Genomic DNA, 16254 nt, shown 5'->3' on the forward strand with positions numbered 1-16254 from the left:
CGTCCGGACCACTCGTGCGTCGCGATCAGGCGAATAGCGTTACACCGCTCGGGTATTCACCGATCGGGGTGACCTGATGCCAACGCGAGATGGTGGGCGGGGAGCCGGCGACGTGGCCGCGCTCGCGCTCCACCGCACGGACGTCGACGGCGCGGCGGTGGTCCGTCCGACCGGTCGGCTCGACCTGACCACCTATCGCGAACTGCGCGACGGGCTGCTCAAGTGCGCCGTGGACGAGCCCACCGCCGTGATCGTGCGGCTCGACGACGGCTTCGAGTGCGCCACGCCCGCCTTCATGTCGGTCTTCACCACGGTGGGTCTGCGCGTGTCGGAGTGGCCGGGCGTGCCGGTGATGCTGGTCGGCGAGTCGCCCGGCCACCGCCGCGCGCTGGCGACCGGCGACACGGGCGCCGTGCCCCGGTTCACCGCGCTGAACGCCGCCCTGGCCGCCGTCGAACTACCGTCCGAACGCACGCGCGACGAGACGCAGCTGCCCCACTCGCTGCTCAGCGGCCTGCTGGCGAGGCACTTCGTGCGCGAGGCGTGCCAACGCCGGGACGTCACCCACTTCGTCCACGACGCGGTCACCATCGCCACCGAGCTCGTCGAGAACGCCGTCCGCCACGCCCGCTCCGCACCGGTGCTGCGCGTGGAACTGCGGGGCCACCGGCTGACCGTCGCGGTCCGCGACGAGAGCCCCGACCCGCCCCAGGAGCCGAAGGCCGAACCCCCGCGCTCCGGCGGCTGGGGCCTCACGATCGTGTCGTCGCTGAGCCGCACGTGGGGCTGCTACCCGTGGCCGCACGGCGGCAAGGTCGTCTGGGCCGTCCTCGGCGACTGAACGCCGAGCCCGTCAGCTCGCCTCGCTCACCGCCGTCACGATCGTGAAGTGGTCGACGAGGTCCGTCAGCTCCAACGGGTGCAGCACGACCTTCGTCGTCGCGACCAACCGCAGCGCCGTGCCGACCGACTCGCACGCCGACCGCAGTGCGATCAGCAGGTTGATGCCGGTCGACCCGAGGAACGTCACCCCGGAGAGGTCGAGCACGAGGACCCGGCTCGCGTCGCCGAGCCGGTGCCGGACGTACTCCTCCACGCCCGGCGCCGTCGCCATGTCGAGCTCACCGGCCACGGCGACCACCACCACGCCCGCGGACACCTCGCGCGCCGTGAGCGTGACGGCGTCGGTGAAATCGTCCATGTCCACCCCTGGGTGTGGTCGGCAGAGTGCGGCTGCCTGCTCAACCGCGTTCAGCCTAGGCCCAGGAGAACTGTGAGCGCCCGTCAGGACCGGTGCAACTCCTCCGACCCACCCGACCCGACCACGACCCGCCACCCCGAAGGCGTTCTCGGGGCCGGCCGTCGTGGTGGGCTCAGCCGACCACGCGCCGGATGACGTTCACGGGCCCGATGGACTCGATGTCCTGCACCTTCACCGGCACGCCCTCGGTGGACGCGTGCACGGCGCGGATGCCGTCGATCGCCATCGCCACGTGCGTCTGGCCGGAGTAGTAGATGATCAGGTCGCCGGCCTTGACGTCGTTGCGCGACACCGACCGGCCGATGGTGGCCTGGCCGTAGGTGGTGCGCGGGATCGCGATGCCGACCGACCGGTACGCCGCCTGCATGAGGCTGGAGCAGTCCCAGGTGTTCGGGCCGTTCGAGCCGTACACGTAGTCCTTGCCGCGCTGGGCCAGCGCGAACGCCAGCGCCTCGCCTGCCTTGCCCGCCGGGACGGGGATCGGGCCCATGTCGCCCGCGTTGTTCAACGCCGCCCGCTCCGCCGAGCTCAACGAGCGGTAGGCCTCGCGGGCTTCGGTGATCTGCCCGTCCAGCGCGGCCTTGCGCTGGTCGATGTCCGCGATGGCCTTGTTCGCCGCGTCGGCGGCCTCGTTCGCGCGGCGGGCGGCGTCGTTGGCCAGGTCGACGGCGTCGCTGAGCCCTTGCAGGGCTTCGGCGTTGTCGCCCGCCAGCACGCCGAGCGCGGACATGCGGTTGAGGAAGTCCTGCTGCGAGTCGCTGACCAGCAACGCGGACAGCTGGCCGAACCGGGCGCCCTCGAAGGAGGCCTCGGTGAGCAGGTCGACCTGGCCGCGCAGCGCTTCCTGCGCCTGCTGGGCCGTGGCGATGTCGCGGTTGGCCTGGTCGAGCGAGCCCTGGGCGTTGGCCAGCGTCTCCTGCGCGCGCAGGTGCTCTTCGTTCAGCGCCTCGGCCTGGTGGGAGAGGTCGTTGTACTTCTTCAACGCCTCGGAGGCGTTGGACGACGTCTCCGGGTCGGCGGCGGCTTGGGGGAGTGGCAGGGCGGCGCCGAGCAGCGCGGAGACGGCCGTGGCCGTCAGGGCTGCGCGGACGGTGCGCTGAGCGGATTTCGACGCCACGGTTCGCGCAATCCTCCTTGAGCCGGCTGGGCCCCGAACGGGTTACACCCGCCCAGGGTCTCGGACAGGTTACGGAACCCGTCGGAGCCAGTCCATAAGGGGTCCACTTCAGCCGGTTCCGGGGACGTCCGCCATCGCTCTTCGCCCGCTGCGGTCCGACGGTCTCGGGCCGACCCGGCGCGAAGAAGGTCAGCTCGCCCGCGCGACGACGGCGGAGTGGGTGAACTCGCCCGCCCGCACGCCGCGCATGAACATCTCCCACTCGCCGCGCGTGTAGCGCAGGGCCGCATCACCGTCACGTGCGCGGAGGATCGCGCCGCCGCGCGGCGCGGGCAGCACCGTCAACGCGCCGTCCGCCTCGACCGAACCCGCCACCAACTGGCGGAGGAAGTCGTCCCACGCCGGGGCGTCCACGGTGAGCACCGGTCCGGCGCCCTGGTCCTTGGTGTCGCGCACCTGGACCACGTCGCCGTCGAACCGGACCTCGACGCAGTCGCCCGACGCCGTGCTGAAGCTGCTCTTGAACCAGGTGGCCGAGGGGTTGTGAGGCATCAGAACCGCTCCATCTCGTGGTAGACCGCGTCGATGAACCCGCGCGAGTCGCGGTCGTCGAGCGCGCGGTCGAACGTCTCCGCGAAGCTCGCCGTCGACTCGAGTATCACTTGGCGCTTGTCGATGATGACACCGCTGATCGCTGTCTCCTGGTACATCAGGTCGCCGAGCCTGTTGGAGCGAAAGGAAAGGATCTTCAACGCCGCGCCGAGCAAGGGGTGCGCCCCCGCCGCGAAGGGGATGACCCGCAGCCGGACGTGACCGCCCTTGCGGTCCAGGACGTCCAGCAGGTGCGCCAGTTGCCGCCGCATGACACCGGCGTCGCCGACGAGTTGCCGCAACGCGGCCTCGCCCAGCACGACGTCGAGCCGCAACGGGTCGTCGCCGTCCAGGCGGCCCTGCCGCGCCAGCCGCGTCTCCAACCTCGGGCCGACGTCGACGGGCCGGATGTACGGCGTGCCCGCCCGCACCACCGCCCGCGCGTAGTCGGCGGTCTGGAGCAGTCCCGGGATGATGTCCGGCGCGTACTCGAAGACCTTGTCCGCGCCCGCCTCCAACCCCAGCAACCGCAGGAACTCGTCCGAGTAGAGCCGGGCGTAGTCGTACCACCACTCCCGCCGCTCGGTCCGCGCCCGCAGCGCTTCGAGCCCGGCGCGTTCGTCGTCGGCCAGCTCGTAGGCGTCGGCCAGGTCGCCGAGCTTCGCGGCCGTGAGCCGGCGCTTGCCGGACTCGATCGCGGACAGGTTCGTGCCGCCGATCCCCGTCGTCCTGCCGACCGCCGCCGCCGTGAGCCCGAGCCGTTCCCGGTGCTCCCGGAGCCTCAGCCCGAGTTCCCACGCCTGCACCGTGCTGGAGATCGGGGCGTCGTCGCCCATGTCCTTCGTCCCGTCGGATCTAGTGGTCCGGAGCGATACCGAGAGTAGCGACACCGCACCCGTCCGATGAATCGACACCGGGATAATTATCAATATAGCTTCAGGTCAAGCACGAGAAGTGTCTCGCGGTTCGAGGTGATGACCTGATGGACCACCAGCCCACGCTCCGTGGCCGCCTGCTCGGCCGGGAGCTGCGCCGGGTCCGCGAAGCCGCCGGCCTGACCGTGGCCGAACTCGCCGCGCGCACCCAGCAGTGCCCGCAGCGGATCCAGCGGCTGGAGGACGGCGTGGCCGCCGCGCCGGCGCCGGACCCGACGATGTGGTGCGCCTGGGGCGCCGAGGCGACGAGCGTGATCAACGTGCTGTGCCGCGCCGCCGAGCGGATCGACGTCTTCGCGCCGCTGGGCGTGCACCCGTCCCTCGCACGGCTGGACGCCGACCGCTGCACGGCCTACGTCCTGGAGGGCGTCACCGTCGACCGCGCCGACGTCACGGTCCGCGTGATCCGGCCCGGCGCGGGCCACTGCCCCGGCGTCGAGCACCCGGTGACGCGGTTCGTCCTCGCGGACGGCCCGGCCGTGGTGTTCTACGCCTACCTGCACCGCGCGATGTTCACCGACGACCCGAGCCACCTCCGGTCGGCGCAGGAGTTCTTCCGACGCCTAGCCGAACTGGCGCGCGCCTAGCTCGAGCCCGGTGAGGTCCGTCCGCCCGCCGGGGTGGCCCACCGCGCGACCGGCGGCGGCCGTCGCGAGCCGACCCGCGTCACCCGGGTCGTCACCCCGCACCAGCGCCACGGTCAAGGCCGCCACGAACGCGTCGCCGCCGCCGGTCGTGTCCACGACCTCCTCGTCGGTCAACGCGATCACCGCCGAGTCCCCGTCCCACGTCAGCACGTTCGCCTCGCCCGGCACCTCCAGCGCCACCACCGACGGCCCCCTGGCGAGCAGCTCGCGTCCCGCCCGCAGGGCCGCGTCCGTCCCGGTGATCGACCGCCCGGTCAACGCCTCCGCCTCGCGGTGGTCGGCCCGCACCACGTCCGCCGCGGCCAGGAGCTCGGCCACCCGCCCGTCCGGTGCGCCGTCCAGCACGACCAGCCCGTTCGCCGCGCGGGCCGCCGCCAGCGCCGCGTCGGCCGGCTGCTGCAACTGCACGATCACCGCGTCCGCGCCGCGCAGCATCGCCGACGCGGCCCGCACGTCCTCCGGCGTCACCAGCGTCGGCCCGGGGACGTCCTCCAGGTACCGGTACCCGCCGTCGCACACGACGTCCACCATCAGCGCCGTCCGGACGCCCTCGCGGCACACCACGGCGGCCGTCGCTACGCCGTCCGCGCCGAGCCGCTCGACCAGCAGACGGCCCTCCCGGTCGTCCCCGACGACGCCGACCAGCGCGGCCGTTGCGCCGAGCTGCCTCGTGCCCCGGGCGATGTTCGCGCCCTTCCCGCCGAGCATTTCGCGACGTTCCAGCACGCTCGCGCGGCCACCGGATCCGGGCACCGCGGGCACCACCAAGACCAGGTCACGGGCTATCTGACCGACCACCGCGATCCGCATGGTCGAGCGGTACCCGGTGGCCACCAGTTGAAACGGGTCGTTGACGTGGCGTCACCGGTAATGCGATCGTAATTCTGGGAGCGCTCCCAGTCCTGTGGTTCACAGATCACCGTCGATCTGAAGGAGAAGGTCCTTGCGACTCAAGCGCTTTGGGGCGTTGGCGGTTGCCGCGCTCGGTATCGTCGGTGTGACCAGCGTCTTCGTCCAGAGCGGCGTAGCGGTGGCGCACGGGTCGATGACGTACCCCCCAAGCCGCACCTACGCCTGCTACGAGGACGGCAGGGCGGGCAGCGGCGGCGGCGACCTGAACCCGACGAACCCGGCGTGCGTCGCCGCGGTGCAGCTCGGTGGGAAGCAGCCGCTGTGGGACTGGTACGGCAACCTGATCAGCCAGGCCGCCGGCAAGCACCGCGAGATCATCGCCGACGGCGACCTGTGCGGGCCCACGACCAAGTACGACGCCTACAACCTGGCCCGCAGCGACTGGCCGGTGACGACCCTGCGGGCGGGCGCGTCGATCAACTTCAAGTACAACGCCTGGGCTCCCCACCCGGGTCGCTGGGACCAGTACGTGACCCGCGACGGCTTCGACGTGACGCAGCCGCTGAAGTGGTCGGACCTGGAGCCCGCGCCGTTCGACAGCATCACCAACCCGCCGCTGGGCAGCGGCGAGTACTCGTGGAACGGCACCCTGCCCAACAAGTCCGGCCGCCACATCATCTACTCGATCTGGCAGCGCAGCGACAGCCCGGAGGCGTTCTACAGCTGCTCGGACGTGAACTTCACCGGTGGCGGCGGCGGTGACACCCAGGCGCCGACGGCGCCGGGCACGCCCACCGCGACCGCGACGGCGGACTCGGTGTCGTTGAGCTGGCCCGCGGCCTCGGACAACACCGGCGTCAGCGGCTACACCGTGTACCGCGAGGCGGGCGCGACCGACGTCTCGGTCGCGACGACCTCGGGCACCACGGCCACGGTCACCGGCCTGAGCGCGGACACGGCCTACCAGTTCTACGTGGTGGCGCGGGACGCGGCGGGCAACACCTCGTCGCCGTCGATCGCGGTGTCGGTGCGGACCAGTACGGGCGGCGGCACGACGCCGGGCGCCTGCGCCGTGACCTACAGCGTGCCCAGCTCGTGGTCCGGCGGCTTCACCGCCAACGTGTCGGTGAAGAACACGGGCAGCAGCGCGGTCAGCGCGTGGCAACTGGTCTGGGACGTCCCCTCGGGTCAGGGGATCACCCAGGCGTGGTCGGCCGAGGTGGCCGTCGCGGCGGGCAAGGCCACCGCGAAGGGCGCCAGCTGGAACCAGAACATCCAGCCGGGCCAGACGGTGAGCTTCGGGTTCAACGGCACGTCGCAGGGGACGCCCGCGAACCCGACCTCGTTCGCCCTCAACGGCGCTTCCTGCGCCGCGGCCTGATGTTGGGTCGGTGCGCGGCCCTGGTCGCGCTCCTGGTGGGGTCGGTCGCCTGCTCCTCGGCGGCGACCGACTCCCCCGGTCTGGGCTCCAACGCCCTCGGCCCGCCGCTGGGCACCCCGGCGGCGGTCGGGGAGTGGGTGCGGGAGAAGACCGGGCAGTGCGACGAGGTGGTGCCTCGGACGATGGAGGAGTTCGCCGAGTTCGTCGGTCCGCTGCGGGCGAGGCTCTACGCGCCGTACGTGGCGGAGTGGGCGACGTGCGAGGCGGGGCCGTACCAGCGGCTCGGGCTGGTGGTGTTCCAGCGCGAGAAGCTGCCGGACTTCCAGCGCGCGTGGCAGGGCGCGATGGCCGGCGGCGAGGTGTCGGACAACCCGGACTTCGGGTTCGGCAACGGCTTCGCGTTGAGCGGCACGCTCGGCCTGGAGCTGCTGGGACTGCACGAACTGCGTTGCACACCGGTGGGACCCGGCGAGGAGGTGGGGCACACCCTGCCCGCGGAGGCGGAGGGGTGCACCTACGTCCAGAAGCCGGGCCACCACCACTAGAGGCGGCTCGTCAGCGTGGCGCGGCGGTGCTCTGACGCACCACCAGCGTGGTGGCAAGCTCGATTCGGCGGTGTTCGGGCTCTTCACCACGTGCCAACGTGATGGCGAGACGGGTGCCCGCCGCGGCCATGTCCTGCAGCGGCTGCCGGACCGTGGTCAGCGGCGGGCCCACCCATTGCGCGACCGGGAGGTCGTCGAAGCCGATGACGCTGAGGTCTTCGGGGATGCGCAGGCCGGCCGCGCGTGCCGCCTCGTAGACGCCGAGGGCTTGCAGGTCCGACCCCGCGAAGACCGCCGTGGGCGGGTCCGGCAGGTCGAGCAGCGGCGCGAACTGGGCGCGCCCGGACTCGACGTGGAAGTCGCCGTACCGGACCAGGTTCGGGTCGTAGGCCAGGCCGGCGGTCTCCAGCGCGGCGCGGTAGCCGTCCACGCGGGCGCGGCTGCACAGGACCCGCTCCGGGCCGCCGATCATGGCGATGCGGCGGTGGCCGAGCTCGATCAGGTGGCGGGTGGCGGTGAGGCCGCCGTTCCAGTTGGTGGCTCCTATGGAGGGCGTCTCCAGCTGGGGTTCGCCGATCGGGTCGACCACGACGACCGGGATGTCCCGCGCGCGGAGCTTCGCCAGCTGCGAGGACGTGAGGTCGGAGAAGACGGAGATCACCGCGAGGGGCTTGCGCGCGATGACGCCTTCGAGCCAGCCGTGGCCGGGGGTGAGCCTGCCCTGGGACTCCGACAGCACGAGGGCGAGGCCCTGCTCGGCGGCGACCTGCTCGGCGCCCCGGATGATCTCCAGCGCCCAGGCGCTCTCCAGCTCGTGGAACATCAGTTCCACCAGGTTGGACCGCCGCGACCGTTCGTCCGCCCGCCTCTGGTAGCCGTGCCGTCGGATGATCGCCTCGACCCGTTCCCGGGTGTGCGGCGCGACGTCGGCGCGGCCGTTCATTACCTTCGAAACAGTCGGAACCGAGACCCCGGCCTCCGCCGCGATGGCGGCAATGGTGATCTTGCCCGAGGCTGTGCCATCCGAGGGTGACGGGTCGGCTTTGGTCGGCATGGGGGCAGTCTACGGCAGCCCCGCCCAGTTCCGGCCGCTAGACGCGGGGGAGCGGTGGTGGGTTGTTCGTCACTTGGAGTGTCCGTAACACGTTCGAAACATTCGACGTTTGAATCGAAACTGTCGAATATCCGGTTGCGCCCACCCAGCCGCACCGTCGAGGTTAGCGCAACGTGGCACCCGGCCGGCCCGGAAACGGAGCCCGAACGGCCCAACCGGCGTCGTCCTGACCGCTCAACCCGGGCTACCCGTCGCGCGTGTCGAACGCTCAGGCAGCCGGGTTCGACGGTGGGAAGGCTCGGGCCCGCTGGGAGAGGTGTGGCGGGCCCGAGCCGGTCGGGTCAGCTCCGGTGGCGTGCGCCGCCGGACAAGAGGTCCTCGCGCAGGGCCCGGTGAGCGGGCTTGGCGGCGAAGTTCTCGTCGAGGATGCAGGCCGCACCAGCACCCTCGAACCACCCGGGCACCCAGGAGTACCTGTCCGCGTACCCCCAGACCGTGAACGACAGGCAGCCCGGCGTCAGCAGGCACGCCCGCAGCAGCGAGCGGTACACGTCCGCCTGGGCCCGCAGCTTCGCCGGATCGGGCGGCATGGCCATCCGCACGTCGGCTTCCGTCACCGCGGTGTGCACCCCGAGGGCGTCGAACCGCCCCAGGTTCTCCGCAAGCGTCGTCGGCGGCTGCTCCACCGAGCAGTGGCCCTGCACGCCGACGCCGTGGATCGGCACGTCCTGCCGCTTCAGCTCGCGCACGAGGTCGTACACGCCGTCGCTCTTGGCGTTGACGTCCTCGATGTCGTAGTCGTTGTAGAACAGCAGCGCGTCCGGGTCGGCCTCGTGCGCCCACCGGAACGCGTCCGCGATGTAACCGGGGCCGAGCGCCCGCAACCAGACGGTGTCGCGCAGCGTCCCGTCCTCCTCGACCACCTCGTTCACCACGTCCCACTGCCGGACGTGGCCCCTGAAGTGGCGCATGGTGGTCTGGACGTGCGCCTTCAGCACGGCCCCGAGCTCGTCCGCGGGCACGTCCGCCAGCCACGCCGGGTTCTGGTTGTGCCAGACCAGCGTGTGGCCGCGCACACCCTGCCCGTTGGCCCGGGCGAACGCGACCAGCGCGTCGGCCGGACCCCACTCGTAGTGCCCGCGGGTCGGCTCCAGCGCCTCCCACTTCATGGCGTTCTCGGCGGTGACGCTGTCGAACTGCGTCGCCACCCACTCGCGGTAGACGTCGTCCTCGGCCAGCGCCGCGAGGTTCACGGCGGTGCCGAACGCGAGGCCGTGCGGGGCCGCGAGCTGCCGGAGCGCCGGGTCCACCGCCGCCGCGGGTGCGGCGGCGGCGGAACCCGCGACCGGAACGGGCGCGCCGTCGGGCATGAGCGTCCCTCCAGTCGGGTCGGACTACTTGCCGAAACCGGCCGTGAGGCCGCTGAGCAGGAACCGCCGTCCGACCAGGTACACCACGAAGATCGGCAGCACGGACAACGTCACGGCCGCGAGCAGCGCGGGCACGTTCGTGCCGAACTGCCCCTGGAAGTCCCACAACCCGAGGGTGAGCACCCGCGACGATTCCGACTGGGTGAGCACCAAGGGGAAGAGGAACCCGTTCCACGCGTTGAGCGCGGTGTAGACGACGACGGTCATGATCGCCGGCCGCGCCAGCGGCAGGACCAGCGACACCAGCACCCGCATCGGGCCCGCGCCGTCGATGGCCTGCGCCTCGTACAGCTCACGCGGCACGTCGCGCAGGCTGTTGACCAGCACGAGCATCGCCACCGGCAGCGCGAACGCCGCCGTCGGCAGGATGATCGCGGTCAACGTGTCGTACAGCTGCATCCGCGTGATCATCAGGTACACCGGGATGATCGTGGCCTGCGCGGGGATCGCCAGGCCCATGAGGAGCAGGGTGAAGCCGCGCTGCACGAACGGGCTGGTGTTGCGGACCACCGCGTACGCGGCGGGCACGGCCACCAGCACCACGATCGCCACCGTCGCGACGGTCACGATCACGTTGTTCAGCAGGTACTGGCCGAAGCCGCCGGTCAGCACGGTGACGTAGTTGTCCAGCGACAACGCGTCCGGCATCTCCCACACGCTCTTGCCGAGGTACTCGGCGCGGGAGCGCAGCGACACCGTGACCAGGTAGAGCAGCGGCCCGACGACGATCGCCAGCCACACCAGGGCGAAGATCCCGGCGGGCCAGTTGGGACGAGACTTCACGACCCCTCCTGCTGGCTGCTCATCTGGCGGAACCCGCTCCAGCGCATGACCGCCAGCGACAGCGCGGTGCCCAGGACGACCAGCACGACCGCGATCGCGCTCGCGTAGCCCATCTCGAACCCGCTGAAGCCGGTGATGTACATGTGCAGCGGCAGGATGCGGGTCGCGGTGCCCGGTCCGCCGTTGGTGAGGATCAGCACGGTGTCGAACGTCGTCAGCGAGCCGACCAGCATCAGCACCGACGACGTGACGATCGTGTACCGCAGCTGCGGCAGCGTGATGTGCCGGAACTTGCTCACCCGTGACGCGCCGTCGATGGTCGCCGCCTCGTACAGCGAGGCGGGCACCGCCCGGGCCGCACCTTGGTAGAGCAGGGTGTGGAACGGGATGAACTGCCACGAGATCACGAGCACCACCGTGTAGAGCGCGATGTCGGGGTCGCCCAGGAACAGCGGTCCGTCGACGAACGCGCCGAAGTTCGGCTCGAGCAAGGCCTGCCACAACAACGCGATGGCGGCCGTGGACAGCAGCAGCGGCAGGAAGAAGATCGAGCTGAGCACCGCCCGTGACCGCTGCTTGCCGGCCGCCCAGACCCCGATCAGCAACGCGATCGGGGTCTGGACGAGCCACGACACGACCATCAGCACCAGGGTCCGCCACACCGAGGCACGCGCCTCGCTGTCCTCGAGCAGCCGGGACCAGTTCTCGCCCCCGTTGAGCGCCGGTGTGCCCAGACCGTCCCAAGCGGTGAAGCTCAGGTAGATCACGAGCAGCATGGGCAACACGGCGAACAGGGCGAAGAATCCGAACGCCGGCACGGCATACCAGGCCGAAGGCCGCTGGGACGACATCAGCGCGCGGCCACCGCGTCGACGAACTGCTGCGGCGAGACCTTGCCCAGGAAGAACTCCTGGAGCTGGGTCAGCATGAACGTGGCGTCATCGGCGGGCAGGTCCTGGTCCCAGGACAGCTGGAAGTTCTTCGAGTCCAGCACCAGCTCGTAGATGAACGACGCGTACTCCGGGTTCGGCGACTTCTTCAGCTTCTCCTCGGCGCCCACAACCGGCGGGACGTCACCGGCCTCGATCAGCGCCTCGACGTAGGAGTCCTTGTGCAGCTCGGTGGTGACGAACTTCTTCGCCGCGTCCAGGCTCTTCGAGTCCTGGGTCGCCGAGTAGAAGTTGCTCACGTTGCCGACGAGGTTGCCCGCGTCGCCCTTGCCGCCGGGGATCGACGGGAACGCCACCCAGCCCAGGTCGCCGTTCTTCACGAAGTCCGGGCTCTGGTCGAGCTGGTTGGTGTACTCCCACGAACCCATGAGGTGCATGGCGGCCTTGCCCTGCGCCAGGATGGTCGACGCGCCACCGGCGTCGTAGCCGACGGAGGCGAAGTTGCTGCCGAACGCGCCCCGGTCGATGAGGTCCTTGAGCTTGGTCATGGACTCGACCACGGCCGGGTCCTTCCAGCCCGCGGGGCCGGCGTCCCGGATGTTCTTGAACACCTCGGGGCCGGCGACGCGGTCGAGCACGTACTCGGCCCACATCAGCTCGGTCCACGCCTGCGTGCCGGCGAGGGCGATCGGGGTGATGCCCTTGGCCTTGAAGGTGTCGACGGCCGCGAGCAGCTCGTCCCACGTGGTCGGCGGCTGCGCGCCCGCCTCGCTGAAGACCTTCTTGTTGAAGAACAGCAGCACGGGCTGCATGCCGCGCATCGGCACGCCGTAGTACTTGTCGCCGAGCTTCGCGCCGTTGAGCACGCTCGGGATGAACGCGTCCTTGGCGGCCTTGTTGTCGTTCAGCACCTGGGTGAGGTCGGCCACCTTGCCGGCGTCGACGTACTCCTTGAGGTTGCCACCGCCCCAGTTGAAGAACAGGTCGGGGGCCTGCGGGGAGCCGATGGCCACCCGGAGCCGCTGCTTGTACGGGTCGTTGCCGAACGTCTCCAGCGAGGCGTTGCCGCCACCCGCCTTGAACGAGTCGATCGACTTGTTCTCGATCTTGTTGAGCACCGGGTCTTCCAGTGCCCAGATCTTCAGTGCGCCGGCGTTGGTCTCGCCCGGACCGGACGTGCCACACGCGGACACCACTGCTGTCACGGCGACTAGCCCCATCGCGATGAGGGGACGCACCCATGAACGGCGGGACATGCGACCGCCACCCTTCTGCCACGCTGCGGATTTGTTCGTGGCATCGAAACATTTCGAAACATCCACGACTTGCGCAGACCTTAGGCCCGTGTCCAACCGGTGTCAAGCGTCACCATTCGGCGTGTCCGAGTGATGTTTTCCCACGTCAGGAGGTCACTCTTGTGTTTCGATCGAGTTTCGATACTATCGGCCCATGCGTCGAGCCACGTTGGCCACGATTGCTGCAGCAGCGGGGGTGTCTCTCCCGACGGTGTCCAAAGTCCTCAACGGGAAGGACGACGTCGGCGCAGAGACCCGGGCCCGCGTGCGGCAGCTCCTGGCCGAGTATGACTACGTGCCGGTCGGGTCCCGCAGGGCCTCCGGTCACCTGCTGGTGGACCTCGTGTTCACCGCCCTGGACAGCCCCTGGGCGGTGGAGATCATCCGTGGCGTCGTCGACACCGGGCTGCACGTCGTGGTGTCGTCCACCGACAAACCCCGTCAGCACACGTCGTGGGCGGCGTCGCTGGTCGAGGCCAGGCGCGCGGGCGCGCTCCTGGTCACCTCCCAGCTGACCGCCGCCGACCGCCGCGTGCTGGCCAACTCCCGCATCCCCGTCGTGGTCATCGACCCGGTCGACCTGCCGCAGCCGAACGTGCCCAGCGTCGGCGCGACGAACTGGGCCGGCGGCCTGGCGGCCACCGAGCACCTCCTGCGCCTCGGTCACCGCCGGGTCGGCGTCATCGGCGGACCGGCCGGGATGCTGTGCAGCCGCGCGCGGGTCGACGGCTACCGCGCCGCGCTGGACCGCGCGGGCATCGCGTTCAACCCCGAGCTGGTCAAGCACGGGGACTTCAAGCACGAGGGCGGGTTCCGCCGCGCGGCCGAGCTGCTGGCGCTGCCGGACCGGCCGACGGCGATCTTCGCCGGCAACGACGAGCAGGCTTTAGGCGTGATCGAGGCGGCCCGCGTCGTCGGGCTGTCCGTGCCGCACGACCTGAGCGTGGTCGGCTTCGACGACCTGCCGGTCGCGGTGTGGTCCTCGCCCGCCCTCACCACCGTGCGCCAGCCGCTCACCGAGATGGGCCGCCACGCGGGCCGCATGCTCGCCGACCTGATCGCGGGTCGCCCCGTGGAGACCGAACGGGTGGAACTGGCCACCGAACTCGTCGTCCGATCGTCAACGAAGGAGCCGCCGTGCTGAACCCCTGGGCCGATCCCGGAAGGCCGACCGGTGAGCGGGTCGCCGCCCTGCTGGCCGAGCTGACCCTGGAGGAGAAGCTGGCCCAGCTGGTGGGCGTGTGGGTGGGTATCTCCGAGGGTGAGGAGGTCGCCCCCGCGCAGCACGAGTTCGCCGAGCCGCTGCCGCCGTGGGACGAGCTGACCAAGCCCGGCCTCGGCCAGCTGACCCGCGTGTTCGGCACCGGGCCGGTCGAGCCGCTGGTCGGCGCGAAGGTGCTGGCCGAGACGCAGCGCAAGCTGGTCGCGAACACCCGGTTCGGCATCCCGGCCATGGCGCACGAGGAGTGCCTGGCCGGCTTCACCGCGTGGCAGGCGACCGTGTTCCCCATCCCGCTCGCGTGGGGCGCCTCGTTCGACCCGGTGACGGTCGAGCGGATGGCACGCGAGGTGGGTCTCGTGATGCGCGACGTCGGCGTCCACCAGGGGTTGGCGCCGGTGCTGGACGTGTCGCGCGACCCGCGGTGGGGACGCACCGAGGAGACCATCGGCGAGGATCCGTACCTCGTGGGTCTCCTCGGTGCCGCCTACACCAAGGGCCTGGAGTCCAGCGGGATCGTGGCCACGCTCAAGCACTTCGCGGGCTACTCGGCCTCGCGCGGCGGGCGCAACCACGCGCCGGTGCACATGGGGCCGCGCGAGTTCGCCGACGTGGTGCTGCCGCCGTTCGAGATGGCCTTGCGCCTGGGCGGCGCGCGCTCGGTGATGAACTCCTACGCCGAGGTCGACGGCGTGCCGGCGGGCTCGGACCCGACCCTGTTCACCGACCTGCTGCGGGACAAGTGGGGCTTCACCGGTGTGGTGGTCGCCGACTACTTCGCGGTGTCGTTCCTGGAGACCGCGCACGGCGTCGCGGGCTCGCCCGGTGAGGCCGCCGCGCTGGCGCTGGCCGCCGGCATCGACGTCGAGCTGCCCAGCGTGCGCTGCTACGGCGAGCCGCTGGCCGAGCTGGTGCGGTCCGGCCAGGTCGACGAGGCGCTGGTGGACCGCGCGGTCGTCCGCGTGCTGACCCAGAAGTGCGAGCTCGGCCTGCTGGACGAGGGCTGGCAGCCGGACTCGCCCGCGGTGCTGCGCGGCGAGCCGGTCGACCTCGACCCGCCCGCGCTGCGCGACCTGGCCCGCACGATGGCCGAGCGCTCCGTGGTGCTGCTGGACAACGCCGACGGCCTGCTGCCGCTGGCGGACACCGGCAAGGTCGCCGTGGTCGGCCCGTGCGCGGACGACCTGCTGGCGCTGATGGGCTGCTACGCGTTCCCCAACCACGTGGGCGTGCAGCACCCGGACGTGCCGCTCGGCGTCGACATGGACACGATGGTCCAGGCGGTGCTGAAGGAGTTCCCGAACTCCGAGGTCTCCACCGCCAAGGGCTGCGAGGTCGACGGCGCCGACCGGTCGGGCATCGACGACGCCGTCTCGGTGGCGCGCGAGGCCGACGTGGTGCTGGCCGTGCTCGGCGACCGGGCCGGGCTGTTCGGCCGCGGCACGTCCGGCGAGGGCTGCGACGCCGAGGACCTGAACCTGCCCGGCGTGCAGGGCGAGCTGCTGGAGCGGCTGCTGGCGCTGGACGTGCCGGTCGTGCTCGTGCTGCTGACCGGCCGCCCGTACGCGCTGGGCCGCTACCTCGAGCCCGCCGCGGGCGCCGACGGGCGGCCCGCCGCGATCGTCCAGGCGTTCTTCCCCGGCGAGGAGGGCGCGGGCGCGGTCGCCGGCGTGCTCAGCGGGCGCGTCAACCCGTCCGGCAAGCTGCCCGTGCAGGTGCCGCGCGGCTCCGGCGCCCAGCCGACCACCTACCTGCACCCGCCGCTCGGCGGTCCGGGCGGGGTCAGCTCGGTCGACCCGTCGCCCGCCTACCCGTTCGGGCACGGCCTGTCGTACACGGCGTTCGAGCTGTCCGACTTCGCCGGTGGCGCGGAGCTCCCGGCCGACGGCGAGGTCGAGGTGTCGTGCCTGGTGCGCAACACCGGCGACCGGGCCGGCGCCGAGGTCGTCCAGCTCTACCTGCACGACCCGGTGGCCAGCGTGACCCGTCCGGTGCGCCAGCTCGTCGGCTTCGCCCGGGTCGAGTTGCAGGCGGGCGAGGCCACCGAGGTGACGTTCCGCGTGCATGCCGACCGCACCTCGTTCACCGGCCGCGACGGCAAGCGGGTCGTGGAGACCGGCGAGGTCGTGCTGCAGGTCGGCACGTCGAGCGAGGACATCCGCTGGGAGCACTCGGTGCCGGTCACCGGTGAGCCGCGCGTGGTCGGGCACGACCGCGTGCTGGTGACGCCGGTCACCACCACGTCACGATGAGG

Annotated in this window: 16 protein-coding genes; 6 read left to right on the forward strand and 10 right to left on the reverse strand. The window is 71.4% G+C overall.

Translation table 11 applies throughout. The annotated features are described in order from the left end of the window. Positions 1–76: 76 nt before the first annotated feature. Positions 77–841, forward strand: a complete 765-nt coding sequence (locus tag ACZ7GX_RS04465; protein WP_498772746.1) for an ATP-binding protein — start codon at positions 77–79, stop codon at positions 839–841. A 12-nt stretch (positions 842–853) separates the two neighbouring features. On the opposite strand, the gene ACZ7GX_RS04470 is transcribed toward ACZ7GX_RS04465, so the two are convergent. From ACZ7GX_RS04470 to ACZ7GX_RS04485, 4 genes are all read right to left on the reverse strand, one after another. After that, on the reverse strand, positions 854–1201 hold the full coding sequence (locus ACZ7GX_RS04470) for an STAS domain-containing protein (RefSeq protein WP_498772748.1): 348 nt from the start codon (positions 1199–1201) through the stop codon (positions 854–856). Between the two features lie 172 nt (positions 1202–1373). Next, positions 1374–2378 (reverse strand): C40 family peptidase, encoded by a 1005-nt coding sequence (locus ACZ7GX_RS04475; RefSeq protein ID WP_498772750.1) that lies wholly within the window; start codon positions 2376–2378, stop codon positions 1374–1376. 189 nt (positions 2379–2567) lie between these two features. After that, positions 2568–2930, reverse strand: a complete 363-nt coding sequence (locus ACZ7GX_RS04480; protein WP_498772751.1) for a DUF397 domain-containing protein — start codon at positions 2928–2930, stop codon at positions 2568–2570. Further along, entirely contained in the window at positions 2930–3805 is an 876-nt protein-coding gene (locus ACZ7GX_RS04485) for a helix-turn-helix domain-containing protein (protein WP_498772753.1), read from the reverse strand. The genes ACZ7GX_RS04480 and ACZ7GX_RS04485 overlap by 1 nt, the downstream gene beginning before the upstream one ends. 146 nt (positions 3806–3951) lie before the next feature. Here ACZ7GX_RS04485 and ACZ7GX_RS04490 point away from each other — a divergent pair, with 146 nt between their 5' ends. Next, positions 3952–4491, forward strand: a complete 540-nt coding sequence (locus ACZ7GX_RS04490) for a Scr1 family TA system antitoxin-like transcriptional regulator (RefSeq protein ID WP_498772755.1) — start codon at positions 3952–3954, stop codon at positions 4489–4491. Here the strand turns inward: ACZ7GX_RS04490 and ACZ7GX_RS04495 are convergent. Beyond that, entirely contained in the window at positions 4468–5361 is an 894-nt protein-coding gene (locus ACZ7GX_RS04495) for a PfkB family carbohydrate kinase (RefSeq protein ID WP_498772757.1), read from the reverse strand. The two genes, ACZ7GX_RS04490 and ACZ7GX_RS04495, sit on opposite strands and share 24 nt — an antisense overlap. A gap of 187 nt (positions 5362–5548) precedes the next feature. Between ACZ7GX_RS04495 and ACZ7GX_RS04500 the strand changes: the two genes are divergently transcribed. Continuing rightward, complete coding sequence (locus tag ACZ7GX_RS04500; protein ID WP_498772759.1) at positions 5549–6784, forward strand: lytic polysaccharide monooxygenase; 1236 nt, start codon at positions 5549–5551, stop codon at positions 6782–6784. Then, complete coding sequence (locus ACZ7GX_RS04505) at positions 6784–7329, forward strand: hypothetical protein (protein WP_498772761.1); 546 nt, start codon at positions 6784–6786, stop codon at positions 7327–7329. Before ACZ7GX_RS04500 ends, ACZ7GX_RS04505 begins: the two co-directional genes overlap by 1 nt. A 10-nt stretch (positions 7330–7339) precedes the next feature. Here the strand turns inward: ACZ7GX_RS04505 and ACZ7GX_RS04510 are convergent, their stop codons facing one another. From ACZ7GX_RS04510 to ACZ7GX_RS04530, 5 genes are all read right to left on the reverse strand, one after another. Continuing rightward, entirely contained in the window at positions 7340–8383 is a 1044-nt protein-coding gene (locus ACZ7GX_RS04510; RefSeq protein WP_230570671.1) for a LacI family DNA-binding transcriptional regulator, read from the reverse strand. A 341-nt stretch (positions 8384–8724) separates the two neighbouring features. After that, positions 8725–9753 carry an endo-1,4-beta-xylanase gene (locus ACZ7GX_RS04515; RefSeq protein WP_498772763.1) on the reverse strand — a complete coding sequence of 343 codons (1029 nt, stop codon included), beginning with the start codon at positions 9751–9753 and terminating at the stop codon, positions 8725–8727. A 24-nt stretch (positions 9754–9777) separates the two neighbouring features. Beyond that, the gene (locus tag ACZ7GX_RS04520; RefSeq protein WP_498772765.1) at positions 9778–10596 is read right to left on the reverse strand and encodes a carbohydrate ABC transporter permease; all 819 of its coding nucleotides are present in this window, start codon (positions 10594–10596) and stop codon (positions 9778–9780) included. Further along, positions 10593–11414 (reverse strand): carbohydrate ABC transporter permease, encoded by an 822-nt coding sequence (locus ACZ7GX_RS04525; protein WP_498772767.1) that lies wholly within the window; start codon positions 11412–11414, stop codon positions 10593–10595. The genes ACZ7GX_RS04520 and ACZ7GX_RS04525 overlap by 4 nt, the downstream gene beginning before the upstream one ends. A 32-nt stretch (positions 11415–11446) precedes the next feature. Further along, positions 11447–12691, reverse strand: coding sequence for an extracellular solute-binding protein (locus ACZ7GX_RS04530; RefSeq protein ID WP_498772769.1), 1245 nt, complete (start codon positions 12689–12691; stop codon positions 11447–11449). A 244-nt stretch (positions 12692–12935) separates the two neighbouring features. Here ACZ7GX_RS04530 and ACZ7GX_RS04535 point away from each other — a divergent pair, with 244 nt between their 5' ends. Together ACZ7GX_RS04535 and ACZ7GX_RS04540 are read left to right on the forward strand one after the other, a co-directional pair. Further along, positions 12936–13925, forward strand: a complete 990-nt coding sequence (locus ACZ7GX_RS04535; RefSeq protein WP_053716050.1) for a LacI family DNA-binding transcriptional regulator — start codon at positions 12936–12938, stop codon at positions 13923–13925. Further along, positions 13919–16252: a beta-xylosidase/alpha-l-arabinosidase gene (locus tag ACZ7GX_RS04540; RefSeq protein WP_498772771.1), complete on the forward strand. Its 2334-nt coding sequence runs from the start codon at positions 13919–13921 to the stop codon at positions 16250–16252. The genes ACZ7GX_RS04535 and ACZ7GX_RS04540 overlap by 7 nt, the downstream gene beginning before the upstream one ends. The last annotated feature ends 2 nt before the right edge of the window (positions 16253–16254 follow it).

This window comes from Actinosynnema sp. NPDC037264 (assembly GCF_055603705.1).

What these genes read in the sequence shown, in the direction of transcription:
- ACZ7GX_RS04465 (WP_498772746.1), top strand. Translation starts at nt 77, where the DNA reads ATGCCAACGCGAGATGGTGGGCGGGGAGCCGGCGACGTGGCCGCGCTC.
- ACZ7GX_RS04480 (WP_498772751.1), bottom strand. Translation starts at nt 2,930, where the DNA reads ATGCCTCACAACCCCTCGGCCACCTGGTTCAAGAGCAGCTTCAGCACG.
- ACZ7GX_RS04515 (WP_498772763.1), bottom strand. Translation starts at nt 9,753, where the DNA reads ATGCCCGACGGCGCGCCCGTTCCGGTCGCGGGTTCCGCCGCCGCCGCA.
- ACZ7GX_RS04490 (WP_498772755.1), top strand. Translation starts at nt 3,952, where the DNA reads ATGGACCACCAGCCCACGCTCCGTGGCCGCCTGCTCGGCCGGGAGCTG.
- ACZ7GX_RS04485 (WP_498772753.1), bottom strand. Translation starts at nt 3,805, where the DNA reads ATGGGCGACGACGCCCCGATCTCCAGCACGGTGCAGGCGTGGGAACTC.
- ACZ7GX_RS04495 (WP_498772757.1), bottom strand. Translation starts at nt 5,361, where the DNA reads ATGCGGATCGCGGTGGTCGGTCAGATAGCCCGTGACCTGGTCTTGGTG.
- ACZ7GX_RS04470 (WP_498772748.1), bottom strand. Translation starts at nt 1,201, where the DNA reads ATGGACGATTTCACCGACGCCGTCACGCTCACGGCGCGCGAGGTGTCC.
- ACZ7GX_RS04535 (WP_053716050.1), top strand. Translation starts at nt 12,936, where the DNA reads ATGCGTCGAGCCACGTTGGCCACGATTGCTGCAGCAGCGGGGGTGTCT.
- ACZ7GX_RS04505 (WP_498772761.1), top strand. Translation starts at nt 6,784, where the DNA reads ATGTTGGGTCGGTGCGCGGCCCTGGTCGCGCTCCTGGTGGGGTCGGTC.
- ACZ7GX_RS04510 (WP_230570671.1), bottom strand. Translation starts at nt 8,383, where the DNA reads ATGCCGACCAAAGCCGACCCGTCACCCTCGGATGGCACAGCCTCGGGC.